Origin of the sequence: Arenivirga flava, from assembly GCF_030161575.1 — a bacterium.
Lineage (GTDB): Bacteria > Actinomycetota > Actinomycetes > Actinomycetales > Microbacteriaceae > Arenivirga > Arenivirga flava.
In genome coordinates, this window is record NZ_BSUL01000001.1 from 3,044,046 (window position 1) to 3,067,933 (window position 23,888).

At 74.2% G+C, this 23,888-nt stretch carries 19 protein-coding genes and 2 pseudogenes; 11 read left to right on the forward strand and 10 right to left on the reverse strand.

The features are described 5' to 3' along the window. Positions 1-40 precede the first annotated feature (40 nt). On the forward strand, positions 41-892 hold the full coding sequence (locus QQK26_RS15005; RefSeq protein ID WP_284234199.1) for a PHP domain-containing protein: 852 nt from the start codon (positions 41-43) through the stop codon (positions 890-892). Positions 893-900: 8 nt separating this feature from the next. Here QQK26_RS15005 and QQK26_RS15010 read toward each other — a convergent pair whose 3' ends face one another. Next, positions 901-1,335 carry a DUF805 domain-containing protein gene (locus QQK26_RS15010; RefSeq protein WP_284234206.1) on the reverse strand — a complete coding sequence of 145 codons (435 nt, stop codon included), beginning with the start codon at positions 1,333-1,335 and terminating at the stop codon, positions 901-903. Between the two features lie 139 nt (positions 1,336-1,474). Further along, positions 1,475-2,914, reverse strand: coding sequence for a DEAD/DEAH box helicase (locus tag QQK26_RS15015; protein WP_284234211.1), 1,440 nt, complete (start codon positions 2,912-2,914; stop codon positions 1,475-1,477). Positions 2,915-3,037: 123 nt separating this feature from the next. Between QQK26_RS15015 and QQK26_RS15020 the strand changes: the two genes are divergently transcribed. Together QQK26_RS15020 and QQK26_RS15025 are read left to right on the forward strand one after the other, a co-directional pair. Beyond that, entirely contained in the window at positions 3,038-3,757 is a 720-nt protein-coding gene (locus QQK26_RS15020) for a ferritin-like fold-containing protein (RefSeq protein ID WP_284234213.1), read from the forward strand. A 12-nt stretch (positions 3,758-3,769) separates the two neighbouring features. Next, positions 3,770-3,910, forward strand: a complete 141-nt coding sequence (locus QQK26_RS15025; protein WP_284234215.1) for a primase-helicase zinc-binding domain-containing protein — start codon at positions 3,770-3,772, stop codon at positions 3,908-3,910. Between the two features lie 443 nt (positions 3,911-4,353). Here QQK26_RS15025 and QQK26_RS15030 read toward each other — a convergent pair whose 3' ends face one another. The 3 genes from QQK26_RS15030 to QQK26_RS15040 form a co-directional block, all read right to left on the reverse strand. Further along, positions 4,354-5,856, reverse strand: a complete 1,503-nt coding sequence (locus QQK26_RS15030) for an SDR family oxidoreductase (protein ID WP_284234221.1) — start codon at positions 5,854-5,856, stop codon at positions 4,354-4,356. A gap of 78 nt (positions 5,857-5,934) precedes the next feature. Beyond that, complete coding sequence (locus tag QQK26_RS15035; protein WP_284234223.1) at positions 5,935-6,228, reverse strand: hypothetical protein; 294 nt, start codon at positions 6,226-6,228, stop codon at positions 5,935-5,937. Between the two features lie 2 nt (positions 6,229-6,230). After that, positions 6,231-6,455 (reverse strand): DUF3107 domain-containing protein, encoded by a 225-nt coding sequence (locus tag QQK26_RS15040; RefSeq protein WP_284234225.1) that lies wholly within the window; start codon positions 6,453-6,455, stop codon positions 6,231-6,233. Between the two features lie 109 nt (positions 6,456-6,564). Between QQK26_RS15040 and QQK26_RS15045 the strand changes: the two genes are divergently transcribed. From QQK26_RS15045 to QQK26_RS16320, 4 genes and pseudogenes are all read left to right on the forward strand, one after another. After that, positions 6,565-7,041 carry an AAA family ATPase gene (locus QQK26_RS15045; RefSeq protein ID WP_284234226.1) on the forward strand — a complete coding sequence of 159 codons (477 nt, stop codon included), beginning with the start codon at positions 6,565-6,567 and terminating at the stop codon, positions 7,039-7,041. Further along, the gene (locus tag QQK26_RS15050) at positions 7,032-9,674 is read left to right on the forward strand and encodes a PD-(D/E)XK nuclease family protein (protein ID WP_284234230.1); all 2,643 of its coding nucleotides are present in this window, start codon (positions 7,032-7,034) and stop codon (positions 9,672-9,674) included. Before QQK26_RS15045 ends, QQK26_RS15050 begins: the two co-directional genes overlap by 10 nt. 98 nt (positions 9,675-9,772) lie before the next feature. Continuing rightward, positions 9,773-10,594 (forward strand): annotated as a pseudogene (locus QQK26_RS16315) (UvrD-helicase domain-containing protein); the annotation flags it as partial. A gap of 287 nt (positions 10,595-10,881) precedes the next feature. Next, a complete protein-coding gene (locus QQK26_RS16320) occupies positions 10,882-12,915 on the forward strand; it encodes a 3'-5' exonuclease (RefSeq protein ID WP_348520034.1) in 2,034 nt (677 codons plus the stop codon). Between the two features lie 33 nt (positions 12,916-12,948). Here QQK26_RS16320 and QQK26_RS15060 read toward each other — a convergent pair whose 3' ends face one another. Beyond that, positions 12,949-14,328, reverse strand: a complete 1,380-nt coding sequence (locus QQK26_RS15060) for an LLM class flavin-dependent oxidoreductase (RefSeq protein WP_284234232.1) — start codon at positions 14,326-14,328, stop codon at positions 12,949-12,951. A gap of 121 nt (positions 14,329-14,449) precedes the next feature. Between QQK26_RS15060 and QQK26_RS15065 the strand changes: the two genes are divergently transcribed. Next, the gene (locus QQK26_RS15065) at positions 14,450-14,785 is read left to right on the forward strand and encodes a cytochrome b5 domain-containing protein (protein WP_284234234.1); all 336 of its coding nucleotides are present in this window, start codon (positions 14,450-14,452) and stop codon (positions 14,783-14,785) included. A gap of 25 nt (positions 14,786-14,810) precedes the next feature. On the opposite strand, the gene QQK26_RS15070 is transcribed toward QQK26_RS15065, so the two are convergent. Beyond that, the gene (locus tag QQK26_RS15070; protein WP_284234236.1) at positions 14,811-15,698 is read right to left on the reverse strand and encodes a LysR substrate-binding domain-containing protein; all 888 of its coding nucleotides are present in this window, start codon (positions 15,696-15,698) and stop codon (positions 14,811-14,813) included. A 90-nt stretch (positions 15,699-15,788) separates the two neighbouring features. On the opposite strand from QQK26_RS15070, the gene QQK26_RS15075 reads away from it, so the two are divergent. Beyond that, positions 15,789-17,114: an MFS transporter gene (locus QQK26_RS15075; protein ID WP_284234238.1), complete on the forward strand. Its 1,326-nt coding sequence runs from the start codon at positions 15,789-15,791 to the stop codon at positions 17,112-17,114. 664 nt (positions 17,115-17,778) lie between these two features. On the opposite strand, the gene QQK26_RS15080 is transcribed toward QQK26_RS15075, so the two are convergent. Further along, positions 17,779-18,981: a phosphotransferase gene (locus QQK26_RS15080; protein WP_284234240.1), complete on the reverse strand. Its 1,203-nt coding sequence runs from the start codon at positions 18,979-18,981 to the stop codon at positions 17,779-17,781. A gap of 73 nt (positions 18,982-19,054) precedes the next feature. Between QQK26_RS15080 and nudC the strand changes: the two genes are divergently transcribed. Together nudC and QQK26_RS15090 are read left to right on the forward strand one after the other, a co-directional pair. Next, on the forward strand, positions 19,055-19,993 hold the full coding sequence (nudC, locus tag QQK26_RS15085; protein ID WP_284234242.1) for an NAD(+) diphosphatase: 939 nt from the start codon (positions 19,055-19,057) through the stop codon (positions 19,991-19,993). Positions 19,994-20,003: 10 nt separating this feature from the next. Then, positions 20,004-21,737 carry an ATP-dependent helicase gene (locus QQK26_RS15090; protein WP_284234244.1) on the forward strand — a complete coding sequence of 578 codons (1,734 nt, stop codon included), beginning with the start codon at positions 20,004-20,006 and terminating at the stop codon, positions 21,735-21,737. On the opposite strand, the pseudogene QQK26_RS16325 reads toward QQK26_RS15090, so the two are convergent. Both QQK26_RS16325 and QQK26_RS15100 read right to left on the reverse strand, forming a co-directional pair. Continuing rightward, positions 21,724-22,455: pseudogene (locus QQK26_RS16325) on the reverse strand (TOMM precursor leader peptide-binding protein); the annotation flags it as partial. The gene QQK26_RS15090 and the pseudogene QQK26_RS16325 sit on opposite strands and share 14 nt — an antisense overlap. Before the next feature lie 57 nt (positions 22,456-22,512). Beyond that, entirely contained in the window at positions 22,513-23,874 is a 1,362-nt protein-coding gene (locus QQK26_RS15100) for a zinc-dependent metalloprotease (RefSeq protein ID WP_284234247.1), read from the reverse strand. Between the last annotated feature and the right edge of the window lie 14 nt (positions 23,875-23,888).

Sequence of the window (23,888 nt, forward strand, 5' to 3'; positions counted from 1 at the left end):
GGCGCGCAGGCCGGGCCCCCGCCGACTCTACGATGGGGGGATGCGCTCCGGTCCGGTCGATCTGCACTGCCACAGCAGCGTCAGCGACGGCACGCAGCCGCCCGGGGTCCTCGTCGCCGAGGCCGTGGCCGCGGGGCTCGGCGCGATGGCGCTGACCGACCACGACACGACGGCCGGATGGGATGCCGCTGCCGCCGCCGTCCGCGGCACCGGCATGACGCTCGTGCCCGGCATGGAGCTCAGCACCCGGCTCGGCTGGAACAGCGTGCACCTGCTCGCCTACCTGCCCGATCCGACGGATGCGGGTCTGCTCGCCGAGACGGAGCGCATCCGCGAGGGACGGCGCACCCGCGCCGAGGCGATCGTGCGGCGGATCGGCGCCGACTACGCCATCACCTGGGACGACGTGCTGCTGCACACCGGCGCCGGCTCGACCGTCGGCCGGCCGCACATCGCCGACGCCCTCGTGGCCCTCGGCCTCGCCGCCGACCGCAGCGCGGCGTTCGCGGGCATCCTGCATCCGCGGGCCGGCTACTACCAACCGCACTACGCGCCGACCCCGCTCGAGGGTGTGCGCCTCGTGGTCGCGGCGGGCGGCGTGCCGGTGCTCGCGCATCCGGCCACGCACGGCCGCGGCGTGAACCTGCTCGAGGGCGACATCGCCGAGCTCGTCGACGCGGGCCTGTTCGGGCTCGAGGTCGAGCACCGCGAGAACACGCCGGACGGCAAGCGCGCGCTGCGCCGGCTCTGCGAGCGCTACGGCCTCGTGGAGACGGGCTCGAGCGACTACCACGGCAGCGGCAAGCCGAACCGGCTCGCCGAGAACACGACGGCCCCCGAGGTGCTCGAGCGCATCGTCGCCGCCGGCCGCGGCACCGACGTCGTCGGCTGAGCGGTCGCTCAGGTGCGGGCGAGCGACTGCCGGCTCGGCGGGAGGATCGCCAGGATCAGGAAGACCAGGCTGCCGAGGTAGGGGACCAGCTGGATGAGCACCAGCCAGCCGCTGAAGCCGGCGTCCTGCATCCGCCGCGCTCCGATGGCGATGGATGGGATGAGGCTGCCGAGCACGACGACGGCCGTGACGACCAGCGCAACGGCCACCGGGACCGGCATGCTGCCGTCGACGGACGGGGACAGCGCGGTGAGCGGGCCCGCCAGCAGTATCGGCCCGAAGATCGCGAGCACGAGGAAGAGCGCGGCCCACCAGTACTCGCTGCGGCTCGCGGTGCCCGAGAAGGTCGCGTAGCGCGTGTAGAAGAGGCGGATGGCGGTCAACGGCCCCGCGCGTCGGACGGCGAGAGCGGGCGTGGTCGGGCTGGCGGTCGGCTCGGTCATGCCCCCATCCTGGCGAAGGCGGCCGACGACGACGAGTCATCCTCCACAGCGCCGTCGCCCGCGTCCTCGTCAGCGCCGCGGACGGCCGAGGGCCGGGCCGAGGACATCCTCGACCCGGCCCTCCGGATGCTCTGCGCGATCAGCTCGCGGGCGGCGTCGGTGCGCCACCACCGCCGGCGGGGCGGCGGCGACGGGTGCGGCGGCGGCGCGCCGGTGCGGCGCCGTCGTGGGTGCCGGTGCCCGGAGCGTGCTGCTCCGCGCCCTCGGCGGCGTTCTCGGAGCTCGCGCCCGCGCTGCGGGTCTCCCCGGAGCCGCCGCGGCGGCTCCGCGTGCGGGTACGGCCGCCGTCACGATCGCCGCGCGGGGGGCGCTCGCCCTCGGCCTTGGGCGCCGGCGTGCGCTTGAGGCGGCCCTTGGAGCCCTCGGGGATGCCCAGGTCGGTGTAGAGGTGCGGCGACGACGAGTAGGTCTCGACCGGCTCGGGCTGCCCGAACTCGAGGGCGCGGTTGATGAGGGCCCACTTGTGCAGGTCGTCCCAGTCGACGAACGTCACGGCGGTGCCGGTGCGGCCCGCGCGGCCGGTGCGTCCGGCGCGGTGCAGGTACGCCTTGTCGTCCTCGGGGATCGTGTGGTTGATGACGTGGGTCACGTCGTCGACGTCGATGCCGCGGGCGGCGACGTCGGTGGCGATCAGCACATCCTTCTTGCCGGCCTTGAAACTCGCCATCGCCCGCTCGCGGGCCTCCTGCGACATGTCCCCGTGCACCGCGGCGGCGTTGAAGCCGCGGTCGTTCAACTCCTCGACGAGGCGTGCCGCGGCACGCTTTGTGCGGGTGAACACGACGGTCTTGCCGCGGCCCTCGGCCTGCAGGATGCGGCCGATGACCTCGTCCTTGTCGAGCGAGTGCGCGCGGTAGATGACGTGCTTGATGTTGGCCTGGGTGATGCCCTCGTCGGGATCGGTCGCGCGGATGTGGATGGGCCGGTTCATGAAGCGGCGCGCGAGCGCGACGATCTGGCCGGGCATCGTGGCCGAGAACAGCATGGTGTGGCGGGTCGCCGGGGTCTGCGCGAACAGCTTCTCGACGTCGGGCAGGAAGCCGAGGTCGAGCATGCGGTCGGCCTCGTCGAGCACCATCACCTCGACGTTCGCGAGGCTCAGCAGCCGCTGGCCCGCGAGGTCGAGGAGGCGTCCGGGGGTGCCGACCACGATCTGGGCGCCGGCCTTGATCTGCTCGACCTGGCCCTCGTAGGCCTTGCCGCCGTAGATGGAGACGACCTTCGTGGCGCGGTTGCTCGTCGCGAGCTCGAGGTCCTCGGTCACCTGCACGGCGAGCTCGCGGGTCGGCACGACGACGAGCGCCTTCACGCCGGGCTCGGGGTTCTCGCCGAGCGCCTGCACGAGCGGCAGACCGAAGCCGAACGTCTTGCCGGTGCCGGTCTTCGCCTGGCCGATGATGTCCTGGCCCGTGAGGGCGAGGGGGATGGTCTGGGTCTGGATGGGGAACGGCTCGAGGATCCCCTTGGTGGCGAGGGCGTCGACCATGTCCTGGTCGATGCCGAGTTCGCTGAACGTCACGTGTCCGCCTGTCGGTCTTGAGGTGAAGGGCCCCGCAGTCGGCAGGGCACGGGCCGCGCGCTCCGTCCGGGCGCGGCGTTCCCGCGAGTCTAGCCCGGTGCGGCCGTGGTCTACGCTGATCGGGTGCTCTCGCTCTTCGGTCGCCGGCGCCGCAAGTCGGCGGAGGCGCCCACCCTCAACTCCCGCGACGACGCGACCCTGCGCTCCGAGCGCGTCGCGCTCGCCGAGCTGACCCCGCCGGTGGAGCGCTTCCTCGGTCAGGCCGCCTACCTGCAGCTCTCGCTCTTCGAGTCGGCCTCGCGCGCCGCGCAGCTCGGCCCGACCGTCGCCGCCAAGCGCGCGTCCGCAGCCATCGCCGAGTTCCCGCTCGAGAAGCACCGTGCGCTCGTCGGCCTCATCGAGGACCGCGACCTCGATGCCGTCGACCTCATGGAGCCCTTCGCCCCCGCCATCGATCGCTTCCGCACCGTGACCACCGGTGCCGACTGGCACGAGTCGCTCATCACGAGCTACGTGTGCGCCGGGTTCCTCGACGACTTCTTCGCCGCGCTGGGCCGCGGGCTGCCGAAGGACCTGCCGCAGCGGATCGGCTCCATCCTCGAGGTCGAGGACGCCGAGAGGCTCATCATCGCCGAGCTGCGCTGGTCCATCGACGCGACCCCGCGCCTCTCCTCCCGCCTCGCCCTGTGGGGCCGCCGTCTCGTCGGCGACGCGATGCTCGTCGCCCGCTCGGCCACCGAGCAGGGCGTCGACGCCGACACCGAGACCCGGCTCGAGCCGGTCTTCACCGAGCTCATCGGCGCGCACACCCGTCGCATGGACAAGCTGGGCCTCACGGCCTGAACGGGAGAGCGGATGCCCGGCCCCCGTAGGAGTCCGCGCCCCTGCCCCGCGTGCGGCGGACCCCTGCGGTTCGAGGTGCTCGACGACGAGCGCTTCCTCGTCGCCTGGACCTGCCTCGACTGCGGTCACGCGAGCACGACCGAGCCGGGATGACGCATCCGCTCGCCAGTGCTCGCCTGCCTGCCCCCGGTGCCCGCTCCCAGCTCGCATCCGTCCGCTCGCATCCGCTCACCCCCGGCGCCCGTGCCTACTCGCCCCTCGCTCGCATCCCGCTCGCACCCCTCGCCCCTCGCTCGCCCCTCGCTCGCCCCTCGCTCGCATTCGCTCGCCGGTGCGATTCGGAGGACATCGGATGCGCGGTGCTGCTGCACCGAGCCCGTGCGCCCGGGGCGGCGGGGCCGGCGAGCTTCGGGAACGCCCGATCTCCTCCGAATCGCACACGCGGAGTCGCGAGGGACGAGTCGTACATCCCGCGTCGCGAGGGACGGGTCGCGAGGAACGGGTCGCGAGGGATGGGTCGCACGTGCCGAGTCGCGAGGGACGAGTCGTGCATCCCGGGTCGCGGGGGACGGGTCGCGCATCCCGGGTCGCACGGGTCAGTCGCGCTCGGCCGTCTGCGCGATGCGCTTCGCCATGCCCGGGAAGATGAAGGCGTGGAAGGGCAGCACCGCCCACCAGTACAGGCGGCCGCCGAGGCCCTTCGGGAAGAAGATCGCGCGCTGCTCGTAGAGCGAGCCGCCGTCGGCCGGCGAGACCCGCAGCTCGAGCCAGGCGCGGCCGGGCAGCTTCATCTCGGCGCGCAGGCGCAGCAGATGCCCGGGCTCGATCTCCTCGACCCGCCAGAAGTCGACGGCGTCGCCCTGCCGCAGCCGCGTCGCGTCACGACGGCCACGGCGCAGGCCGATGCCGCCGACGATGCGGTCCATGAGGCCGCGGATCGCCCAGGCCGTCGCGAGCGAGTACCAGCCGTTGTCGCCGCCGATGCCCTCGATGACGGGCCAGACGCGCTCGGGCGGCACGCTGGTCGTGGCGCTGCGCGCGTCCACGTAGACGGTGTGGCCGGCCCAGTCCGGGTCGCTGGGCAGCGGATTCGCCGGGGCGCCCTGCACCGTCGCGTCCTGCCAGCTGGTCTCGACCTCGCCGTCGCGCATCCGCTCCAGGGCCAGCCGCACCGCACGACGGTAGCTCGTCAGACCGCCCTCGGGCGGCGGGATGTGGGCGTCGATATCGTGCTCGCGCGCGACGCACTCGTACTGCAGCGAGGCGATGATCGGGCGCGCGAGGGAGCGCGGCACGGGCGTGACCAGGTTGACCCAGTGCGCGGCGAGCCACGGCGTGAGCACCGGCAGCGAGGCGATCGGGCGCTGGTGCAGCCCCGCCTCGACCGCGTAGCCGTTCATCATCTGGCCGTAGCGCAGCACGTCCGGTCCGCCCAGGTCGAAGGTGCGGCTCACCTCGGCCGGCAGCTCCGCGGCGGCGATGAGGTAGTGCAGCACGTCGCGCACGGCGATCGGCTGGATGAAGTTGCGCACCCACTTCGGCGCCGGCATGTAGGGCAGCACCTCGGTGAGGTGCCGGATCATCTCGAAGGACGTGGAGCCCGAGCCGATGATGACGCCGGCCTGCAGCACCGCGGTGGGCACGCCGGAGCCGAGCAGGATGCGACCGACCTCGCGGCGGGAGCGCAGGTGCGGGCTCAGCTCCTCCTGATCGGGGTGCAGTCCGCCGAGGTAGACGATGCGGCCGACGCCTGCGTCCTTCGCCGCGCGGGCCACGTTGCGGGCGCTGCGCCCCTCCGTCTCCTCGAACGACTCGCCGCCGCCGGAGCCCATCGAGTGCACCAGGTAGTAGAGCACCGCCACGCCGTCGACGGCGCGCGCGACGGCGTCCGCGTCCAGCAGGTCGCCCTCTGCGACCTCGACGCGGTCGGCCCACGGGACGTCGCGCAGCTTCGCCGGGTTGCGGGCCAGCACGCGCACGGTCCAGCCGGCGTCGAGCAGGCGCGGCACGAGGCGGCCGCCGAGGTAGCCGGTGGCACCGGTCACGAGGACGCGGCCGCGTGAGGGAACGGAGGGGACGGATGCGGTGGCGTCGCTCATCCGCTCAGCGTGCTGAGACGGGCTGGACGGAGTCGGGAGGTCGGCTGGATGCGCGATGCGCGCATCCGCTCGCACCGGTCAGGCGCGGCTGAGCTCCGCGAGCAGCTTCGCGTCGGCGGCCTGGCGGCGGGCCGGGAGCACGAACGGGACGGCGAGCGAGGCGGCGGCGCCGACGAGGAGGCTGATGAGCCAGATCCAGCCGCCGTCGAAGGTGAGGCCGGCCCAGAGCAGGGCGACCCACACCGCGACCGTCACGGCCGTGCCGATGGCGGGGGTCAGGAGCACCCCGTAGGTGTCGCGGGCGCCGGGGACGACGTAGCGGGCCGCCAGGCCCAGCAGCGCGCCGCCGACCGCGACGAAGAGCAGCTCCACGATCAGCTCACGAAGCCGACGCGGCGGGACTCCTCGGCACCGATCTCGACGTAGGCCACACCCGCGGTCGGCACGATGACGCGCTTGCCCTTCGCATCCTGCAGCACCAGCGCGGGGGTGCCCTTGTCGAGCGCCTCGGTCACCTGCTGCTCGATCTGCTCCGCGGTCGCGTTCGACTCGAAGGCGAGCTCACGGGCGGTGTTCTGGATGCCGATGCGAATGTCCACGGGGCGAGCCTACGACACGGCGGATGGGCGCTCGGGTCCGTTCACCGACAGCGGACGGGACGGCCGACGCGCGCGGGCCGTGTCGGTCGTCTGCCCTAGCGTGATGGCCATGACGGATGCGCGCGACCCGGCCCTGGAGGCCGTGCTGTCGCTGCCGCCCGAGGCCTCCGCCGTGGTGCTGGGCGCGCCGGGCACGGGCAAGACCGGCGCCCTGCTCGGCCTCCTCGAGCGCAGGCTCGCGCAGGGCGCGCTGGCCGCCGACGAGGCCGTGATCCTCGCCCCGAGCCGGCAGGCCGCCACCCGCCTGCGCGATGTCGCCGGCGTCCGCCTCGGTGTTCCGACCAACGGCCCGCTCGTGCGCACGGTCACGTCGCTCGCGTTCGACCTCGTCGGCGCCGCCCGGCTCGAGGCCGGGCTCGAGCCGCCGCGGCTGCTGAGCGGCGCCGAGCAGGACCGCGTGATCGCCGAGCTGCTGGCCGGCGAGGCCGAGGAGCGGGCGACTCGCGATGGCCCGGGGGCTTCGACGCGGAGGTGCGCCGCCTGCGCGGATTCCGGACCGAGCTTCGCGAGCTGGCCATGCGCATGACCGAGCTCGGGCTCGATCCCGTGGCGCTCGAGCGGCTCGGCGACCGCGAGGGCCGGCCCGCGTGGAGCGCCGCGGGGCGGTTCCTCGGTCGGTACCAGCTCGTGCTCGACCAGTACCGCGCCGAGTACCTCGACAGCGCCGAGCTGCTGGCCTCGGCCGCGCTGCTCGCCCCGACCTCGCCGCGGCTCGACCGTCTGCGCCTGCTGCTGATCGACGACGTGCAGGACCTACCCCGCGGCGCGCTCGACGTCGTGCGCGCCATCGCCCGACGCGGCGTACCCGTGGTCGCCGCGGGCGACCCCGACGTGGCCGGGAGCGGCTTCCGCGGCGGCGGGCTCGAGCTCATCGGCCGGCCCGAGGGGCTGATCGGCGCCGCCGGCGCGCGGCTGCTGCGCCTCGAGCGCTCGCACCGCCAGCCCGCGGCGCTGCGGGCCTTCACCGCGGCGGTCACCGAGCGGATCGGCACGGCCGGCGCCGTCGGTCACCGGGCGGCCTCCGCGACGCGCCCGGGCGGCGCCGTCCTGCGCATCGAGGGGGAGTCGCGCGCCCGCGAGCTCGCCGCCGTGGCCCGGCGGTTGCGCGAGGCGCACCTGCTCGAGGGCGTCGCCTGGGAGGACATGGCGGTGGTCGTCCGCTCGGGCTCGCTCGTGCCGCTCGTCGAGCGCGCGCTGCGGCTCGGCGAGGTGCCGGTGCGCACGAGCGCCGCGGGCACCCCGGTGCGCGAGGCGCCCGCCGCGCGGCACCTGCTGCTGGCCGTCGCCGCAGCGGTCGGGGCCCGCGAGCTCGACGCGGCGCTCGCCGAGGAGCTGCTGCTCGGTCCGCTCGGCGGCCTCGACCGCATCGCCGTCCGCCGCCTGCGCCTCGCGCTGCGCACCGAGGAGCTCGCCGGCGGGGGAACGCGGGGCAGCGACGAACTGCTCGTGGAGGCCCTCGCCGAGCCCGAGCGCCTCGCCACCGTCGACAGCTCGCAGGCCCGTCGCGCGGCCAAGCTGGCGCACAGCCTCGCGCAGCTTCGCGAGCGCGCCGAGCGATCGAGCGTCGAGGAGCTGCTCTGGGCGCTCTGGGAGCGCAGCGGCCTCGCCGAGATCTGGGGGACGCAGGCCGCCGGGTCCGGCACGACGGCGGTCGAGGCGAACCGGCATCTCGACGCCGTCGTCGCGCTCTTCGAGGCCGCACGCCGCTACGCCGAGCGCAGCCCGGACGCCGACGTCGGGTACTTCCTCGACGAGATGCTGAACGCCGACGTGCCCGAGGACACGCTGGCTCCGCAGGCCGACGAGCAGACGGTGCTCGTCACCACGCCGCCCGGCACCGTCGGTCGTGCATTCGCCGTCGTGGCCGTGGCGGGGCTCCAGGAGGGGGTCTGGCCGAACCGCCGGCTGCGCGGGGCGATCTTCGCGCCGCAGGAGCTCGCCGAGGTCGTCGACGGCGTCGACTCCGGCACGGTCGATCGCCGACGCGAGGTGCTCGGCGACGAGCTGCGCATGTTCGCGCTCGCCGTGTCGCGCGCCAGCGCACTGCTGGTGCTCTCCTGCACCGCGAACGACGAGGAGGAGCCCTCGCCCTTCCTGCGCCTGCTGCCGCCGGACACCGCCGTGCAGGCCGGCGCGGCCGAGCGGCCCTTCACCCTGCGCGGGCTCGTCGGCCGGTTGCGCCGGGAGGCGGCGGGCGGCGTGCTCGAGTCCGCGCCCGGGGCGCCGTCCAGCGAGCCGGTGCTGAGCGCGCGGGCGGGCGGCGCGGCGCGAGCGCTCGCGCGGCTCGCGGCCGAGGACGTGGTGGGCGCGCACCCCGACGACTGGTACGGGCTCGCGGAGCCCAGCACCGTGCATCCGCTCGTCGACCTCGACGCCGTGCACGACGACGGCGAGCCGGCCCGCGTCGCCGTCTCGCCCTCGGCCATCGACACCTTCGAGACCTGCCCGCTGCACTGGTTCCTCGACCGGGTCGGCGGCGGATCGAGCAACGTGTCCTCCGGGCTCGGCACGATCATCCACGACGTCATGGAGCGCGCCGAGACGCACGACGTCGAGCGGCTGTGGGCGGGCGTCGACGAGCGCTGGCCCGAGCTGGTCATCGAGGCCGGCTGGCAGGAGCAGGCGGAGCGGCGCAAGGCGCGCTCGCTCACGGAGGCGCTCGCGGAGTACCTGCAGGACTTCGAGCGACGTGGCGGCGAGCTGCTGGGCGCCGAGTCGGGCTTCGAGATCGCCGACGGCCGCGCCAGGCTGCGCGGCACGATCGACCGGGTCGAACGCGATCCCGACGGCTCGGTCGTGATCGTCGACCTCAAGACCGGCCGCGCGGTGCCGAGCGCCGCCAAGGTCGCCGAGCACCCCCAGCTCGCCGCGTACCAGCTGGCCGTCGAGGCCGGCGCGGTGCCCGCGGTGCCCGCCGGCGCCCAGCTCGGCGGCGCGAAGCTCGTCATCGTCTCGAGCGGGGTGCGCGGGCGGCGCTACCGCGAGCCGGTGCAGGAGCGCTTCGACGAGGAGCGCCGCGAGGCGTTCCGCCGCCGCGTGCAGGCGGCGGCGGAGGGCATGGCCGGGCGGGTGTTCCTGGCCCGCATCGACGAGCACTGCCTCGCGCCGCACGCGTTCGGCGACTGCAAGGTGCACGTGATCGGGGAGGTGAGCGGATGAGCGACGCCGGCTCCGCGCGCATCAGCGCGGTCGACCTCGCCGCGGCGATCGGCCTGCCCCGGCCGACCGACGAGCAGGCCGCCGTGATCGAATCGCCCATGGAGCCCTCGCTCGTCGTCGCTGGCGCCGGCAGCGGCAAGACCGAGACGATGGCGAGCCGCGTGCTCTGGCTGCTCGCGAACGGCCGCGTCGGCGTGCCCGGCATCCTCGGGCTCACCTTCACGCGCAAGGCGGCCGGCGAGCTCGGCAAGCGCATCGGCGAGCGCATCGCGCAGCTCGAGGCGGCCGGGCTGCTGCCGGGCGAGTTCGACCCCTTCGACGCGCCGACGATCACCACCTACAACGCCTTCGCGAACACCGTGTTCCGCGACAACGCCCTGCTGGTGGGCCGCGAAGCCGAGGCCACCGTGCTCGGCGAGCCGAGCGCCTGGCAGCTCGCCCGGGGACTCGTCGCCCGCAGCCTCGACGACCGGCTCGCGCAGCTCGGCAAGTCGCCCGACGCGCTCACGCAGGCGGTGCTCGACCTGGGCCGCGCGATGGGCGAGCACGTCGCCGCCCCCGACGCGGTGCGGGCCGAGGCCGAGCGTTTCGCGGGGCTGCTCGACCTGCCCGCCGGCAAGCGGACGCCCTACGCCTCGGTGCTCGCCGCCGTCGAGTCGGTCTCGGCGCTGCCGCCGCTGGTCGACCTCGCCGTCGCGTTCGCCGAGCTCAAGGAGCAGCGCGGGCTCGTCGAGTTCAGCGATCAGGTCGCCCTGGCCCTGCAGGTGGTCGAGGGCTCGCCGCAGGTGGCCCGCGATCTGCGCGAGCGCTTCCCGGTCGTGCTGCTCGACGAGTACCAGGACACCTCGGTGGTGCAGACCCGGCTGCTCGCCGGGCTGTTCCGCGGTGCGGCCGTCATGGGCGTGGGAGACCCGCACCAGTCGATCTACGGTTTCCGCGGTGCCAGCGCCGCCAACCTCGGGCGCTTCCTCGTCGACTTCGCGGCGCCGCCCGCCGCACGTGGCGAAGGCCCCGGCCCGGTCGGCCGCTACGCGCTGGCCACGAGCTGGCGCAACGCCGAGTCGGTGCTCGCAGCCGCCAACGCCCTCGTCGACCCGCTCTCGCGCGCCTCCGCAGTGCCGGTCGAGCGGTTGCGCCCCGCCCGGGCGCGCCGGCCGGCACGATCGAGCTGGCCTACCCCGAGACCCTGCCCGAGGAGGCGGATGCGGTGGCGGCGTGGTTCGCCGACGCCCTCCGATCCGCCCGCCGCGAGGGGCGCGAGCCGCCGACCGCGGCGATCCTGTTCCGCTCCCGATCGACCATGCCCTCCTTCGGGGCCGCGCTCGAGGCGGCCGGGGTGCCGTACCGCATCCTCGGACTCGGCGGGCTGCTCGCCCAGCCCGAGATCGTCGACCTCGTCAGCTGCCTGCGGGTGCTGCACGATCCGCAGGCCGGCAGCGCCCTCATCCGCCTGCTCGCCGGTGCCCGCTGGCGCATCGGCCTCGCCGACATCGCCGCGCTGCGCGACGTGGCCCGCTGGCTCTTCGACCGAGACCACGCGCTCGGCCGGCTCGACGACGAGGTGCGCCGCAAGCTGCGCTCCTCGGTCGCCGCGGGCGAGGACGGCTCGCTCGTCGACGCCCTCGACTTCGTCGCGACGGCGCCCGAGGGCCACGGCCGCCTGGCCGCCATCAGCCCGGACGGGTTGCAGCGGATGCGCGCCCTCGGCCGCGAGCTGACCGGGCTGCGCCGGCACGGCGGCCTCGACCTCGTCGAGCTCGTCGCGCTCGTGCAGCAGCAGCTGCGCCTCGACCTCGAGGTGACGGCGAACGACCGCAATCGGCACGGCTCCGCCTACCTACACGCCTTCGCGGAGGAGGTCGCCGGCTACGCGGCCGCCGAGGAGCAGGCCACGCTGGGCGGGCTGCTCGGTTGGCTCGACGCCGCCGCGCGCCGGGACGACCTCGGGCCTCGCCAGGACGAGGCCGAGCGCGGCACCGTGCAGCTGCTCACCGTGCACGGCTCGAAGGGGCTCGAGTGGGACCTCGTCGCCGTGCCACGTCTCGTCGAGGGCGAGTTCCCCGGCAGCTTCCGCGAGGGGCGCGGATGGACGGCGTTCGGGCAGCTGCCCTTCCCCTTCCGGGGCGACGCGGCCGAGCTGCCCGAGCTGGGCTGGCAGGGCTGCGAGACGCAGAAGGAGGTCGACGAGCAGCTCACTCGGTTCAAGGACGCGCTCGACACGCGGCACCACGCCGAGGAGCGCCGGCTCGTCTACGTCGCCCTCACCCGCGCTCGCAGCGCGCTGCTGCTCAGCGGCGCGTACTGGGCCGGGCAGAGCAGGCCGCGCGGCCCCAGCGTCTACCTGCGCGAGCTCGAGGCGCTCGGTGCCATCCCGGCACTGCCCGAGGCGACCGCGCTCGAGGAGGACCCGCTCGACGAGGCGAAGCGCTCGCTGGCCTGGCCGGTCGACCCGCTGGGGGAGCGGCGCGCGCGGGTCGAGACCGCCGCCGCCGCGGTGCGCTCCGCGATCGCCGGATCGCGGGGCGCTGCGGATCCCCGTGGCGACCGAACCACCGACTGGGACACCGAGATCGATCTGCTGCTCGCCGAACGCGAGCGGACGCGTGCCGGCGCCGCCGCGACCAGCCTGCCCACCCGCGTGCCCGCCTCGCGCTTCAAGGACTACGTCTCCGATCCGGATGCGGTGGCCGCCGAGCTGCGCCGTCCCATGCCGCAGCGCCCCTACAAGGCGACGCGGCTCGGCACGCTCTTCCACCGCTGGGTCGAGCAGCGCTCGGGCCTCACCGGGCTCGGCGAGTCGATCGACGGCGTCGCGAGCGAGCGCGACGACGAGCTGGAGCACGGTCCCGAGGCGGCGGCGCTGGCCGGGCTGCAGGCCACGTTCGAGCGATCGCCGTGGGCGGGGCTGGCACCGAGCGAGGTCGAGGTCGAGGTGCATCTGCCCTTCGACGGGCGCATCGTGGTCTGCAAGCTCGACGCCGTCTACGTCGACGGATCCGGGCGCTGCCAGATCGTCGACTGGAAGACGGGGCCCTCCCCGAGGAGCGACGCCGAGCTCGAGCTGCGCCAGCTGCAGCTGGCCCTCTACCGGCTCGCCTACGCGCGCTGGAAGGGGCTCGACCCGGCCCTCGTCGACGCCGTCTTCTACTACGTGGGCGAAGACCGCATCCTGCGTCCGGAGCGGCTCGACGACGAGGCCGCGCTGCTGGCGCGGTGGCGGGCGGCCGTGCCCGCGGCCTGAGTGCTCCGGTCGGGCACGGCCCCGCCGTGCGCGCTACCGCGTCCGCGAGCCGATCGTGAAGCGGGCGCCGTGGTGCTCCTCGGGCAGCCGGTCCCCGCGCCCGTGCAGCTTGTGGCGCAGTGTGCCCTCCTCGTACGCCTCGGGGTAGACGCCGCGGCGGCGCAGCTCGGGGATGACGAACTCGACGACGTCCTCGAAGGTGCCCGGCGTGATCGCGTAGGCGAGGTTGAAGCCGTCGACGTCGGTCTCGTCGACCCAGGCCTGCAGCTCGTCGGCGACCTCGGTGGGCGAGCCGACGAGGAACGGGCCGAGACCGCCGATGGCGCCGAGCCGCGCGATGTCCCGCACCGTCCACTCGCGTCCCTCCTCGTCGGCGCCCTGGAAGTTCGCGACCGCCGACTGGATCGCGTTGCTGCGCACGTCGCCGATCGGGTCGTCCAGGTCGTACTGCGAGAGGTCGACGCCCATCCATCCGGACATGAACACCAGCGCGCCCTCCTCGGACGCGTAGGAGAGGTAGTCGGCGTGCTTGGCGTGCGCCTTCTCGCTGGTCTCATCGGTGATGATCGTGAGCAGGGTGTAGATCTTCGCGGAGTCGCGGGCGCGGCCGGCGGCCTCGAGGGCGTCGCGGATGCGCGAGACCGTGCCTTTGAGCACCGCCTTCGTCGGCGCGGCGACGAAGATCGCCTCCGCGTTGCCGGCGGCGAAGGCGACGCCCCGCGGTGAGGCCCCGGCCTGGTAGATGACGGGGGTGCGCTGCGGCGAGGGCTCGGAGATGTGGATGCCCGGCACCGTGAAGTGCTCGCCGTGGTGGCCGATCTCGTGCACCTTCGACGGGTCGGTGAAGACGCCGGCCTCGCGGTCGCGCACGACGGCGTCGTCCTCCCACGACCCCTCCCAGAGCTTGTAGAGCACCTCGAGGTACTCGTCCGCCACGTCGTAGCGCTGGTCGTGCTCGAGCTGGTCGTCGTGTCCCATGTTGCGCGCGGCGCTCGGCAGGTATCCGGTCACCACGTTCCAGCCGACGCGACCCTTCGTGAGGTGGTCGAGCGTGGTCATCCGGCGCGCGAACGGGTAGGGGTGCTCGTAGGCCGTGCCGGCGGTGATGCCGAAACCGAGGTGCTCCGTTACCGCCGCCATCGCCGAGACGAGCAGGATGGGGTCGTTGACCGGCACCTGCGCGCCGTGCCGGATCGCGGCCTCGTTGGATCCGCCGTACACGTCGTAGGTGCCGAGCACGTCGGCGATGAAGATGCCGTCGAAGGCGCCGCGCTCGAGCAGCTGCGCGAGCTCGGTCCAGTACGAGAGCTCCTTGTAGCGCCAGGACTGGTCGTCGGGGTGCCGCCAGAGTCCGGAGGACTGGTGCGCGACGCAGTTCATGTCGAACGCGTTGAAGCGGATCTGCTTGGTCATCCGGCCATCGTGCGGTGCGGCTGCGCGGCTGTCGAGCGGCGTGCAACACGGCGTCACAGGCCCCGTCGAGGCGGGCGGGCCAGGCTGGGCATCGACGATCCAGCGGATGAGAGGAACCACGATGCGGCGACGCCTCGCGACGACCACCCTGACCGGCCTGGCGGCCGTGCTCCTGCTCGCGGCGTGCGCCGCACCCGAGGCCGCGGAGGAGGCGGACGGTCGCGACATCGCCCTGAGCGAGGTCGAGCAGAACGCCTCCGCCGAGTCGTGCTGGGTCGCGATCGACGGCGATGTGTACGACCTCACCGAGTGGATCCCGCAGCACCCGGGCGGCGCCGACCGCATCGAGGCGCTCTGCGGCACCGACGGCACCGCGCAGTTCGAGGGCCAGCACGGCGGGCAGGGTGGTCCCGAATCGCAGCTCGAGGAGTTCCGCATCGGCGAGCTCGCCGACTGAGCCGGCGCGTGCATCCGCTGCCCGCCTACCGCCCGTCGCCGCGCCGCTCCTCGTAGCCGACCCCGGTCGTCGTCGCTGGCCGGTCGAGGATCGCGGCGCTGAGGGCGTCGACGGGGCCGCGCGCCGCCGTCGGGTTGTCGAGCAGCACGAAGTCGATCTCGGGCAGCGCGGGCAGAGCGGATGCGGCGGGCACGTGCACGAGGTCCTGCGGCACCAGCGACTGCGGCAGGGCGGTGACCCCCAGGCCGGCCCGCACTGCGGCGTGGACGCCGTGCACCTCGCGGCTGGTGCAGGTGATCCGCCAGGTGCGCCCGCCGCGCTCGAGCGCCGCGAGCGCCGCCGCCCGGCTGAGGCTGGGGGAGGCGTAGACGACGAGCGGCACCGGCACCCCGGCCTCGACCACGTGATCGCGGTGCGCGGCCCAGACCAGCCGGTCGCGGCGCACCAGCCTGCCGCGCTCCGTGCCGGCCTCCTGCTTGACGAACACGAGGTCGAGCTGGCGCGCGTCGAGCCGGCGGGCGAGGCCTCCCGATTGGGCCACCGTCAGCTCGAGGTTGATCTGCGGATAGGACTGCCTGAAGTCCCGCAGGATGCGCGGCAGCTGCGTGAGCGAGAGATCGTCGGAAGCGCCGAAGCGCAACCGCCCCTTCACCGCCGAGCCGGTGAAGTAGCCGGCGGCGTGGTCGTGCGCCGCGAGGATCGTGCGGGCGAAGCCGGCCATCGCGTCGCCGTTGTCGCTGAGCCGCACGCCGCGGGTGTCGCGCAGCACGAGCTGCCGACCGGCGGCCTGCTCGAGGCGCTGCACGTGCTGGCTGACGGTCGGCTGGCTCAGCCCGAGCTGCGCCGCGGCCTGCGTGAAGTTGTGCGTGTCGGCCACGGCGAGGAACGTGCGCAGCAGGACCGGATCGAACATGGCCGTCCCCTCGTCATTGAGCTATCCAATGGCACTGATAGCCGTGATCGTATATCGCAATGGCGAGTCGGTCCATAGCCTGGAAGGGCCATGCCGACGATCGAGATCCCGCCCACCGCCCCCGTCCCGATCCAGACCGAACGCCCGCGCTGGCGCGACACCTTCGCGGCCCTGCGCATCCCGAACTACCGGCTCTACGTCATCGCCCAGGCCGTGTCGAACACGAGCTTCTGGATGCAGCGCATCGCCATCGACTGGCTCGTGCTCGAGCTCACCGGCTCGCTCGCCGCGGTCGGCCTCACCGTGGCCATGCAGTTCCTGCCCGTGCTGCTGCTCGGTCCCTGGGGCGGCGTCCTCGCCGATCGCTTCTCCAAACGCATCCTGCTGATCATCACCCAGTCGAGCGCCGCGGTGCTCGTCGCGACGCTGGCCGCCCTGGCCCTCACCGGCGCCGTCGAGCTCTGGCACATCTACGCGATCTCCGCGGCGCTCGGCCTCGGTGCCGTCGTCGACCAGCCGGCCCGGGCCGTCTTCGTCAGCGAGATGGTCGGCACCGCGATGCTGCGCAACGCCATCAGCCTGAACGCCTCGATCTTCCACCTCGGCGGGCTGCTCGGCCCCGCCGTGAGCGGCGCCCTGATCGTCGTGATCGGCTCCGGCTGGTCGATCGCGGCGAACGCGCTCGCCTGCCTCATCGTCGTGGCCAGCCTGCTGCTCATGCGCACCGCCGAGCTGCACCCGGTGACGCCCGCGCCGCGCGAGAAGGGGCAGATCCGGCAGGCCCTCGCCTACGTGCGCCGCAAGCCGGCCATCGCCTGGACGCTCGTGCTGCTCGCCTCCGTGTCGGTGTTCGGCATGACCCTGCCGACGCTGCTCGCCGCCTTCGCCGACCGCGTCTACGGCAGCGGCGCGGCCGGCTACGGCCTGCTCTCCTCCATCGCGGCCATCGGCGCCTTCGCCGGCGCGCTCGGCTCCACGCGGGTGCGCGTGGTGCGGCTGCGCAGCACCGTCACCTTCGCCGGGCTCTTCGGCCTCGCCATGGTGCTGGCGTCGATGGCCCCCGTGATGGCCGTCTTCGCCATGGCCATCCTCGGCGTCGGCCTGGCCCGGCTACTCTTCGTCATCTGCTCCGACTCGCTCGTGCAGCTCTCGTCGAATCTGGCCATCCGCGGCCGGGTCATGGCGCTCTTCGTCATGGTGCTCACCGGCGGCCAGGCGATCGGCGGCCCCGTCATCGGCTGGATCAGCGAGGAGCTGGGACCGCGCGTGGCCATGTCCATCGCCGGCGGCGTGCCGCTGCTCACCGCCGTCGTCGTGGCGCTCGTGCTGGCGCGCACCCGGCAGTGGACGCTGCGCTTCACCCTGCGCCGCGGCTCGGCGCTCGTGTCGATCGTGCGCGCCGGCCGCGCGGTCTGAGCCTGTCCGGGTCCGAGCGCCCGCGGGGTGCACCCTCAGCGGCTCGGGCCGCAGTGCGCCCCGGCATCCGCGTCGGGTGCTCCCCGACGTTCCGCCCCGCGGCCTCGAGTCGCTGCGCGGATGCGCGCATCCGCTCGGTGACTCAGTGCCGTGACGACGTGTCAGCGGCGTGCACGGTGCTGAGTCGTCGCGTCGGTGCTGTCTCGGGTGCGTCGGTGGTGACCGGTTGCGTCGGTGGTGACCGGGCGCGTCGGTGCTGGTCGGGTTCGTCGGTGCTGGGGCGTCGCCACGGTGCTGACTCGGGTGCGTCGGGTGGGATGCGCGCATCCGCCCGGTGACTCAGCGCCGTGACGACGTGTCAGCGGCGTGTACGGTGCTGAGTCGTCGCGTCGGTGCTGTCTCGGTCGCGTCGGTGCTGTCTCGGTTGCGTCGGTGGTGACCGGTTGCGTCGGTGGTGGTCGGGTTCGTCGGTGCTGGTCGGGTTCGTCGGTGCTGGGGCGTCGCCATGGTGCTGGCTCGGGTGCGTCGGGTGGGATGCGCGCATCCGCTCGGTGACTCAGCGCCGTGACGACGTGTCAGCGGCGTGTACGGTGCTGAGTCGTCGCGTAGGCGCTGACTCGAGCGCGTCGGCGCTGATCGCGCGCGTCCGTGCTGACTCGCGCGCTCAGGCGGACGCGGAGGCGGTGCGCGCGTTGTCGCGGTCGGCGACGGGTCGCACCGCGTCGGCGGCGGCAGCGGATGCGGCGACGGCGGCCGCGAGGCCGCTCTCGGCCTCGGCGGGGCCGGTCGGCGAGGCACCCGAGGTGCTGCGCGGCGAGGCACCCGGGCGAGCACCCCGCGTGGCACCGGCGGGCGATGTCGCGGACGCGGGGCTCGGCGTCGCGGACCGCACGGGCTCGCCGGCGGCCACGGCGGATGCGCTCGCCCGGGCGGCCGCGGAGGTCGCCCCCGTCACCGGGTCGTCGAGGTCGTCGGCGGTGCTGTCGACGATCGCGTGCAGCATCTCGACGGCGTCGTCCACGATCTCCGTGCTGCGGGTCGTCGTGCCGTGCAGCAGCCACTTGGCCACCTCGAGCTCCGCCTGCAGCACGGCGCGGGCGCGCAGGTGCCGGTCGTTGCCGCCGCGCTCGCGGGCGTAGCTGGCGAAGGCCGCGGCCGTGACATCCTCGGCACCGGTGCCGAGCAGCCACGCGAGGTCGCTCGCCGGGTCGCCGACCTTGAGCCCCTGCCAGCCGAGCACGGCCGTGACCGATCCGCCCGCGCTGAGGAAGGAGTCGGGGGAGAGGGCGTCGTTGATCACGGTCGGGGCGAACTGCCAGAGCACGGGCTCCTCGGTGGCGCGCTCCCAGCGGCCGAGCAGTGCGGAGGGGACCAGGCCGGTCGCGCTGGCGCGGTCCATCACGCCGACGCAGGTGCGCAGCACCTCGTGCGCGGTCAGCTGCGGCAGCCCCGCATCCGCCACGAAGCTGGTCGGCAGGGAATGGATGGCGGCGATCGCGTGACCGATCGAGCCGGCCAGCTCCGCGTCGATGCGCGCCAGGCGCACGACGGAGCCGTAGAGGTAGTCGGAGACGATCGCCCGGGTCGGCCCGATCGAGGCCTGGCCGGCGATGGTCGGCACGGTGAAGGGGAGCCGGCTGCGCACGCCGGTGCTGAGGGCGCGCAGCCCCACGGCGTCGGCGGACTGCGTCGACTCCGCGGCCTGGCTGCGCGGGGCCCGGATGATCCACTGGCCGCCGTCGCGCGCCGTGAGCAGGGCGGCGTCGTAGTCGCCCTCGCCGGTGCCGTGCGCGCTGGCGCCGACGACGTCGAGACCCGAGACGGCCGCCGTCGCGAGGGCGGCTAGAGTGAGATGCGATCGGGCCATGCCCTCCAGGGTAGGTCGAGGCCATGTCCTCCCGGCCCAACGCCACGCACGTTCTCCCGACGATCGGCCTTCCATGTTCCCTCCCTTCCTCGAGCGCCTGCCCCTCTCCCGGGGAGGGCTCGACCGGGACTACCTCGCCCGCGACGAGGAGGGTCTGCTGGCGCGTCTGCGCTCCGAGCCGGGCACCCGCTACCTCCCGATCTTCCGCGACGAGGTGCTGCTCGAGACCGGCGGCCCGGTGCGGCTGCGGCTGCTGCCGTCGGCGACCGCGCCGGCGGGGCTCGAGCTCTACCTCGGCCGGCTGGTGACGTCGCGGGGCGACGACGCGGCCGGCACGCGGATCGTCGCGGTCGTGCTCGACGAGGAGGCTCGCACCCTGCTGGCGCCCGCCGAGCAGTGGGTCTCGCTGCGCACCCTCGCGCACGAGCTCGACGCCGTCGACGCCAGCGCCGCCACCGAGGCGATCGCCCTGGCCAACTGGCACGCCTCGCACACGCACTCGCCGCGCAGCGGCGCGGCGGTCGAGGTCGAGAAGGCCGGATGGGTGCTCCGCGACAGCGAGGAGCGCCACGAGCTCTTCCCCCGCACGGACGCCGCCATCATCGTGGGCATCACGGATGCGGACGACCGCCTGCTGCTCGGCAGCAACGCCATGTGGGCCAGCAACCGCTACTCGCTGCTGGCCGGCTTCGTCGAGCCCGGCGAGTCGCTGGAGGAGGCGGTGATCCGCGAGGTCTTCGAGGAGTCCGGCGTGCGCGTCAAGGACCCGGTCTACCTCGGCTCGCAGCCGTGGCCGTTCCCGGCCTCGCTCATGATGGGGTTCCGCGCCACCGTCGACGGCGCCACCGCGGAGCTCGCGCCCGACGGCACCGAGATCCTCGACCTCCGCTGGTTCAGTCGCGACGAGCTGCGCGACGCGCTCGACGAGATCCTGCTGCCCGGCCCGACCTCCATCGCCCGCACGATCATCGAGGAGTGGTACGGCGGTCCGCTCGAATCGGGCCAGTGGTAGTCGGCCCCTCGTGGTAGCCAGCGCAGAGGAGCTCCTCGCCGGCCTCGACGAGCAGCAGCGCTCGGCGGCGCGCACGCTGCTCGGCCCCGTCTGCATCCTCGCCGGCGCCGGCACCGGCAAGACCCGCACGATCACGCACCGCATCGCCTACGGCGTCGCGACCGGCGCCTACTCGCCGAACCGGGTGATGGCGCTCACCTTCACGAGCCGCGCCGCGGCCGAGCTGCGCGCCCGGCTGCGCGGTCTCGGCGCCGGCGGCGTCTCGGCGCGCACCTTCCACGCCGCGGCGCTGTCGCAGTTCGGCTACTTCTGGCCCCAGGTGGCGGGCGGGCAGTCACCGCGCATCCTCGACGGCAAGGCCCGCGTGATCGGCCAGGCCAGCGAGAAGCTCGGGCTGCGCCTCGACTCCGCCGCGCTGCGCGACGCCGCCGCCGAGATCGAGTGGCGCAAGGTGAGCCGGCTGACGATGGAGCAGTACGGACGCGAGGCGGATGCGCGCATCCTGCCGGGCGAGCTGACCCCCGAGCGCATGCTCGACCTCATGACCGCCTACGAGCACCTCAAGGACGAGCGCCGCGAGATCGACTTCGAGGACGTGCTGCTGGCGACCGCGGGCATGCTCGAGTCGGAGCCCCGGGTGCTCGCCCAGGTGCGCGAGCAGTACCGCTTCTTCACGGTGGACGAGTTCCAGGACGTGTCGCCGCTGCAGCACGATCTGCTGCAGCTCTGGCTGGGCCCTCGCAACGACGTCTGCGTGGTCGGCGACGCCAGCCAGACCATCTACTCCTTCGCCGGCGCCAGCAACCGCTACCTGCTCGGCTTCGGCGGCCGCTACCCCCAGTCGACGGTGCTGCGCCTCGAGCAGAGCTACCGCGCGACGCCGCCGCTGCTCGAGGCGGCGAACACGCTCATCGGCGACCGGCCGGGCGCGGTGCACCTGCGGGCGGTCGATCCCTCCGTCGGCGGTCCCGCCCCGACCGTGACCGAGCATCCGGACGATCGGGCGGAGGCGCGGGCCGTCGCCGCCTCGATCGCCGATCGGCTGCGAAGGGGCGAGGCGCCCGAGTCGATCGCGGTGCTCTTCCGCGTCGGCGCCCAGTCGGCCCTGCTCGAGCAGGCGCTCGGCGACCAGGGCGTGCCCTTCGTCACGCAGGGTCAGAAGCGCTTCTTCGACCTGCCCGAGGTCAAGCAGGCGATGATGCTGCTCAAGGGCGCCGCGATGGAGGTGCGCCACGAGCCCCTCTTCCAGGTCGTCAGCGACGCGCTGCGGCACGTCGGTTGGAGCCAGCACCCGCCGGAGGGGCGCGGCGCCGAGCGGGCTCGCTGGGACTCGCTCGACCTCGTCATGCGCATGGCCGAGTCGACGCGCGAGGGCACCAGCCTGCGCGAGTTCGTGAACGAGCTCGTCGAGCGCCAGCAGGAGCAGCACGATCCCACCCGGCCTGCGGTGACGCTGGCGACCCTGCACGCGACGAAGGGCCTCGAGTGGGACTCGGTCTACCTGGTCGGTCTCATCGACGGCATCCTGCCGATCGGCTTCGCGAGCAGCGAGGCGGAGGTGGAGGAGGAACGCCGTCTGCTGTACGTCGGCATCACCCGCGCCCGCCGTGCGCTGGCCCTGTCGTGGAGTCGGCAGAGCCTCGTGCAGCTCGGATCGGCACGACCGGCGCAGCGCGACGCGAGCCGCTTCCTGGCAGACCTCGGCAACCGCACTCGGAGTGCGGCGCCCAGCTCCGCCGGCTGACCGCGCCCGTCGCCAGGTCGACGCGCAGCTCCTCGCCGTCGCCGAGCTCGTCCCGGTGCTCGAGCAGCGCGAGCACGGTCCTCGCGGCGAGCGCGGCGACCTGCACCACGACGACGGCGCGCGGGTCGGCCGCGGTGCGGTCCAGCAGCTGACTGGCGATGGCCGTCCAGGCGGGGTCCGCATCCGCTCGATGCCGCTCGAGGCAACCGAGGCACGGGGTCCGGCCGGGCATGACCAGCGGGCCGATCCTCGCGTCCCGGTCGCCGAGCAGCACGGGCAGGTGCGGCACATCGCGGCGTAGCCAGGCGGCGTGCACGGCCGGAGCGAGCACGTGGCCGCCGCAGAGCACGACCAGGTCGGGCTCGGCGCCAGGCTCGGGCCGCTCCGGCACGTCGTGCTCGCGCAGCACCCGCGCGAGCAGCCCGGCGACCGGTCCGGTGCCGAGCACGGAGACGACGGATGCGCGGCGCGGCGCAGGGGCCTCCAGCAGGCCGTCGAGGCGGTCGAGCAGCGCGCTCGCGGCCTCGACCCGACCGCCGGCCTCGCGCGCGATCACCTCGAGCGCCGGACGGGTCGTGCCGAGCGCCAGCGCGGCGAGCAGCCGCTCCACGACGGGGTCGAGGTCGTCGAGCACCAGCCTCGGTTCGTCCACGCCGAACTGCAGGGCGGTGGGGGAGCGCCAGACGAGGGGGACGGATGCGCGCAGCTTCAGGACCATGCCGCCAGTGTGGGCGGACGGTCGCGCACCGCGGTGGGGCCGTCCACAGGACCGACGCTAGGGCTGCGGGCGCCCTTCGTCGTCGCCGTTCGGAGTCGCCGGTCCGTCGGCGTCGCCGTTCAGCAGGTCCTCGAGGGCGCGATCGAACTCGTCGGGCTCCGGCGCCGGGCCGGTGAGGCGGGCCACGAGCGCGGCGGGGTCGTCGATGTCGGCCGCCGTGGGCACGACGTCGGGGTGCGCCCAGAGCTCGTCCCGGCCTTCGGCCCCGACGGCGTCCTGCACCGCGCGCCACATGGCCGCCGCCTCGCGCAGACGGCGCGGGCGCAGCTCCAGACCGACGAGCGTGGCGAACGCCGACTCGGCGGGCCCACCGGACGCGCGCCGCCGACGCACCGTCTCGGCGATCGCGCCGGCGGCGGGCAGCCGCTGGGCGGCCTGCTCGGTGACGACGTCGACCCAGCCCTCGACGAGCGCGAGCATGGTCTCGAGGCGGCCCAGCGCCACGAGCTGCTCCTCGCTCTTCGGCGGGATGAGCCGGCCGTCGCTCAGCGCGCGCTGCAGCTCCTCGGTGTTCGTCGGGTCGAAGCCCTCGGCGAGCTGCTCGAGGCGCTCCGTGTCGATCGTGATGCCGTGCGCGTACTCGGTGATCGCGGTGATGAGGTGCAGCCGCAGCCAGCGCGCGTGCCGGAAGAGCCGGGCGTGGGCGAGCTCGCGCACCGAGAGGTAGAGGCGCACCTCCTCGACCTCGACGCCGAGGTCGCGGCCGAACTCAAGCACGTTCTGCGGCAGCAGCGCCGCCTGGCCGTCGAGCAGCGGGATGCCCGCATCGCCGCCCGAGACGACCTCGCCGGAGAGCTGCCCGACGACGTGGCCGAGCTGCATGGCGAAGAGCGTGCCGCCGAGGCCGCGCATCATCTTGCCGGCACCGGCCATCATGCCGTCCATGCCCTCGGGCAGGTTCTCCTGCAGCACCCGGGTGAGCGCATCCGCGATGCTGTTCGCCACCGGCTCGGCCAGCTGGCTCCACACCGGCAGCGTCTCGCGCGCCCACTCGGCGCGGCTCAGCAGGCGCGGCTCGCCGGCGAGCTCGCCGATCTGCGTGGCCTCGCCCAGCCAGAGCGCGGCGAGGCCGAGGGCGCGCCGCAGCGCCTCCTTCTCGTCCTCGATGCTCGGCACCATGCCGCGGCTGGCGATCTGCACGGCCTGGTCGCGCGCCAGGTCCCAGTTCACGCCGTCGCCGCTCGCGTTCATCGCGGCCTGCAGCTGGCTCATCAGCCGGGCCACGCTGGCAGGGTCGCTCGGCAGGCCGGCGGCGCCGGCGAGCTTGGACGGGTCGATGTCGCCCTCGCCCGCCAGGAAGCGCTGCAGCATCTCCCGCATCTCGTCCTCGGGGCCGTCGGGGCGTGCAGGGTCGCTCATGCCGTTCACGTTAC

What these genes read in the sequence shown, in the direction of transcription:
- QQK26_RS15045 (WP_284234226.1), top strand. Translation starts at nt 6,565, where the DNA reads ATGACGGATGCGCGCGACCCGGCCCTGGAGGCCGTGCTGTCGCTGCCG.
- QQK26_RS15100 (WP_284234247.1), bottom strand. Translation starts at nt 23,874, where the DNA reads ATGAGCGACCCTGCACGCCCCGACGGCCCCGAGGACGAGATGCGGGAG.
- QQK26_RS15030 (WP_284234221.1), bottom strand. Translation starts at nt 5,856, where the DNA reads ATGAGCGACGCCACCGCATCCGTCCCCTCCGTTCCCTCACGCGGCCGC.
- QQK26_RS15075 (WP_284234238.1), top strand. Translation starts at nt 15,789, where the DNA reads ATGCCGACGATCGAGATCCCGCCCACCGCCCCCGTCCCGATCCAGACC.
- nudC (WP_284234242.1), top strand. Translation starts at nt 19,055, where the DNA reads ATGTTCCCTCCCTTCCTCGAGCGCCTGCCCCTCTCCCGGGGAGGGCTC.
- QQK26_RS15010 (WP_284234206.1), bottom strand. Translation starts at nt 1,335, where the DNA reads ATGACCGAGCCGACCGCCAGCCCGACCACGCCCGCTCTCGCCGTCCGA.
- QQK26_RS15050 (WP_284234230.1), top strand. Translation starts at nt 7,032, where the DNA reads ATGCGCATGACCGAGCTCGGGCTCGATCCCGTGGCGCTCGAGCGGCTC.
- QQK26_RS15060 (WP_284234232.1), bottom strand. Translation starts at nt 14,328, where the DNA reads ATGACCAAGCAGATCCGCTTCAACGCGTTCGACATGAACTGCGTCGCG.
- QQK26_RS15070 (WP_284234236.1), bottom strand. Translation starts at nt 15,698, where the DNA reads ATGTTCGATCCGGTCCTGCTGCGCACGTTCCTCGCCGTGGCCGACACG.
- QQK26_RS15065 (WP_284234234.1), top strand. Translation starts at nt 14,450, where the DNA reads ATGCGGCGACGCCTCGCGACGACCACCCTGACCGGCCTGGCGGCCGTG.
- QQK26_RS15005 (WP_284234199.1), top strand. Translation starts at nt 41, where the DNA reads ATGCGCTCCGGTCCGGTCGATCTGCACTGCCACAGCAGCGTCAGCGAC.
- QQK26_RS15080 (WP_284234240.1), bottom strand. Translation starts at nt 18,981, where the DNA reads ATGGCCCGATCGCATCTCACTCTAGCCGCCCTCGCGACGGCGGCCGTC.
- QQK26_RS15025 (WP_284234215.1), top strand. Translation starts at nt 3,770, where the DNA reads ATGCCCGGCCCCCGTAGGAGTCCGCGCCCCTGCCCCGCGTGCGGCGGA.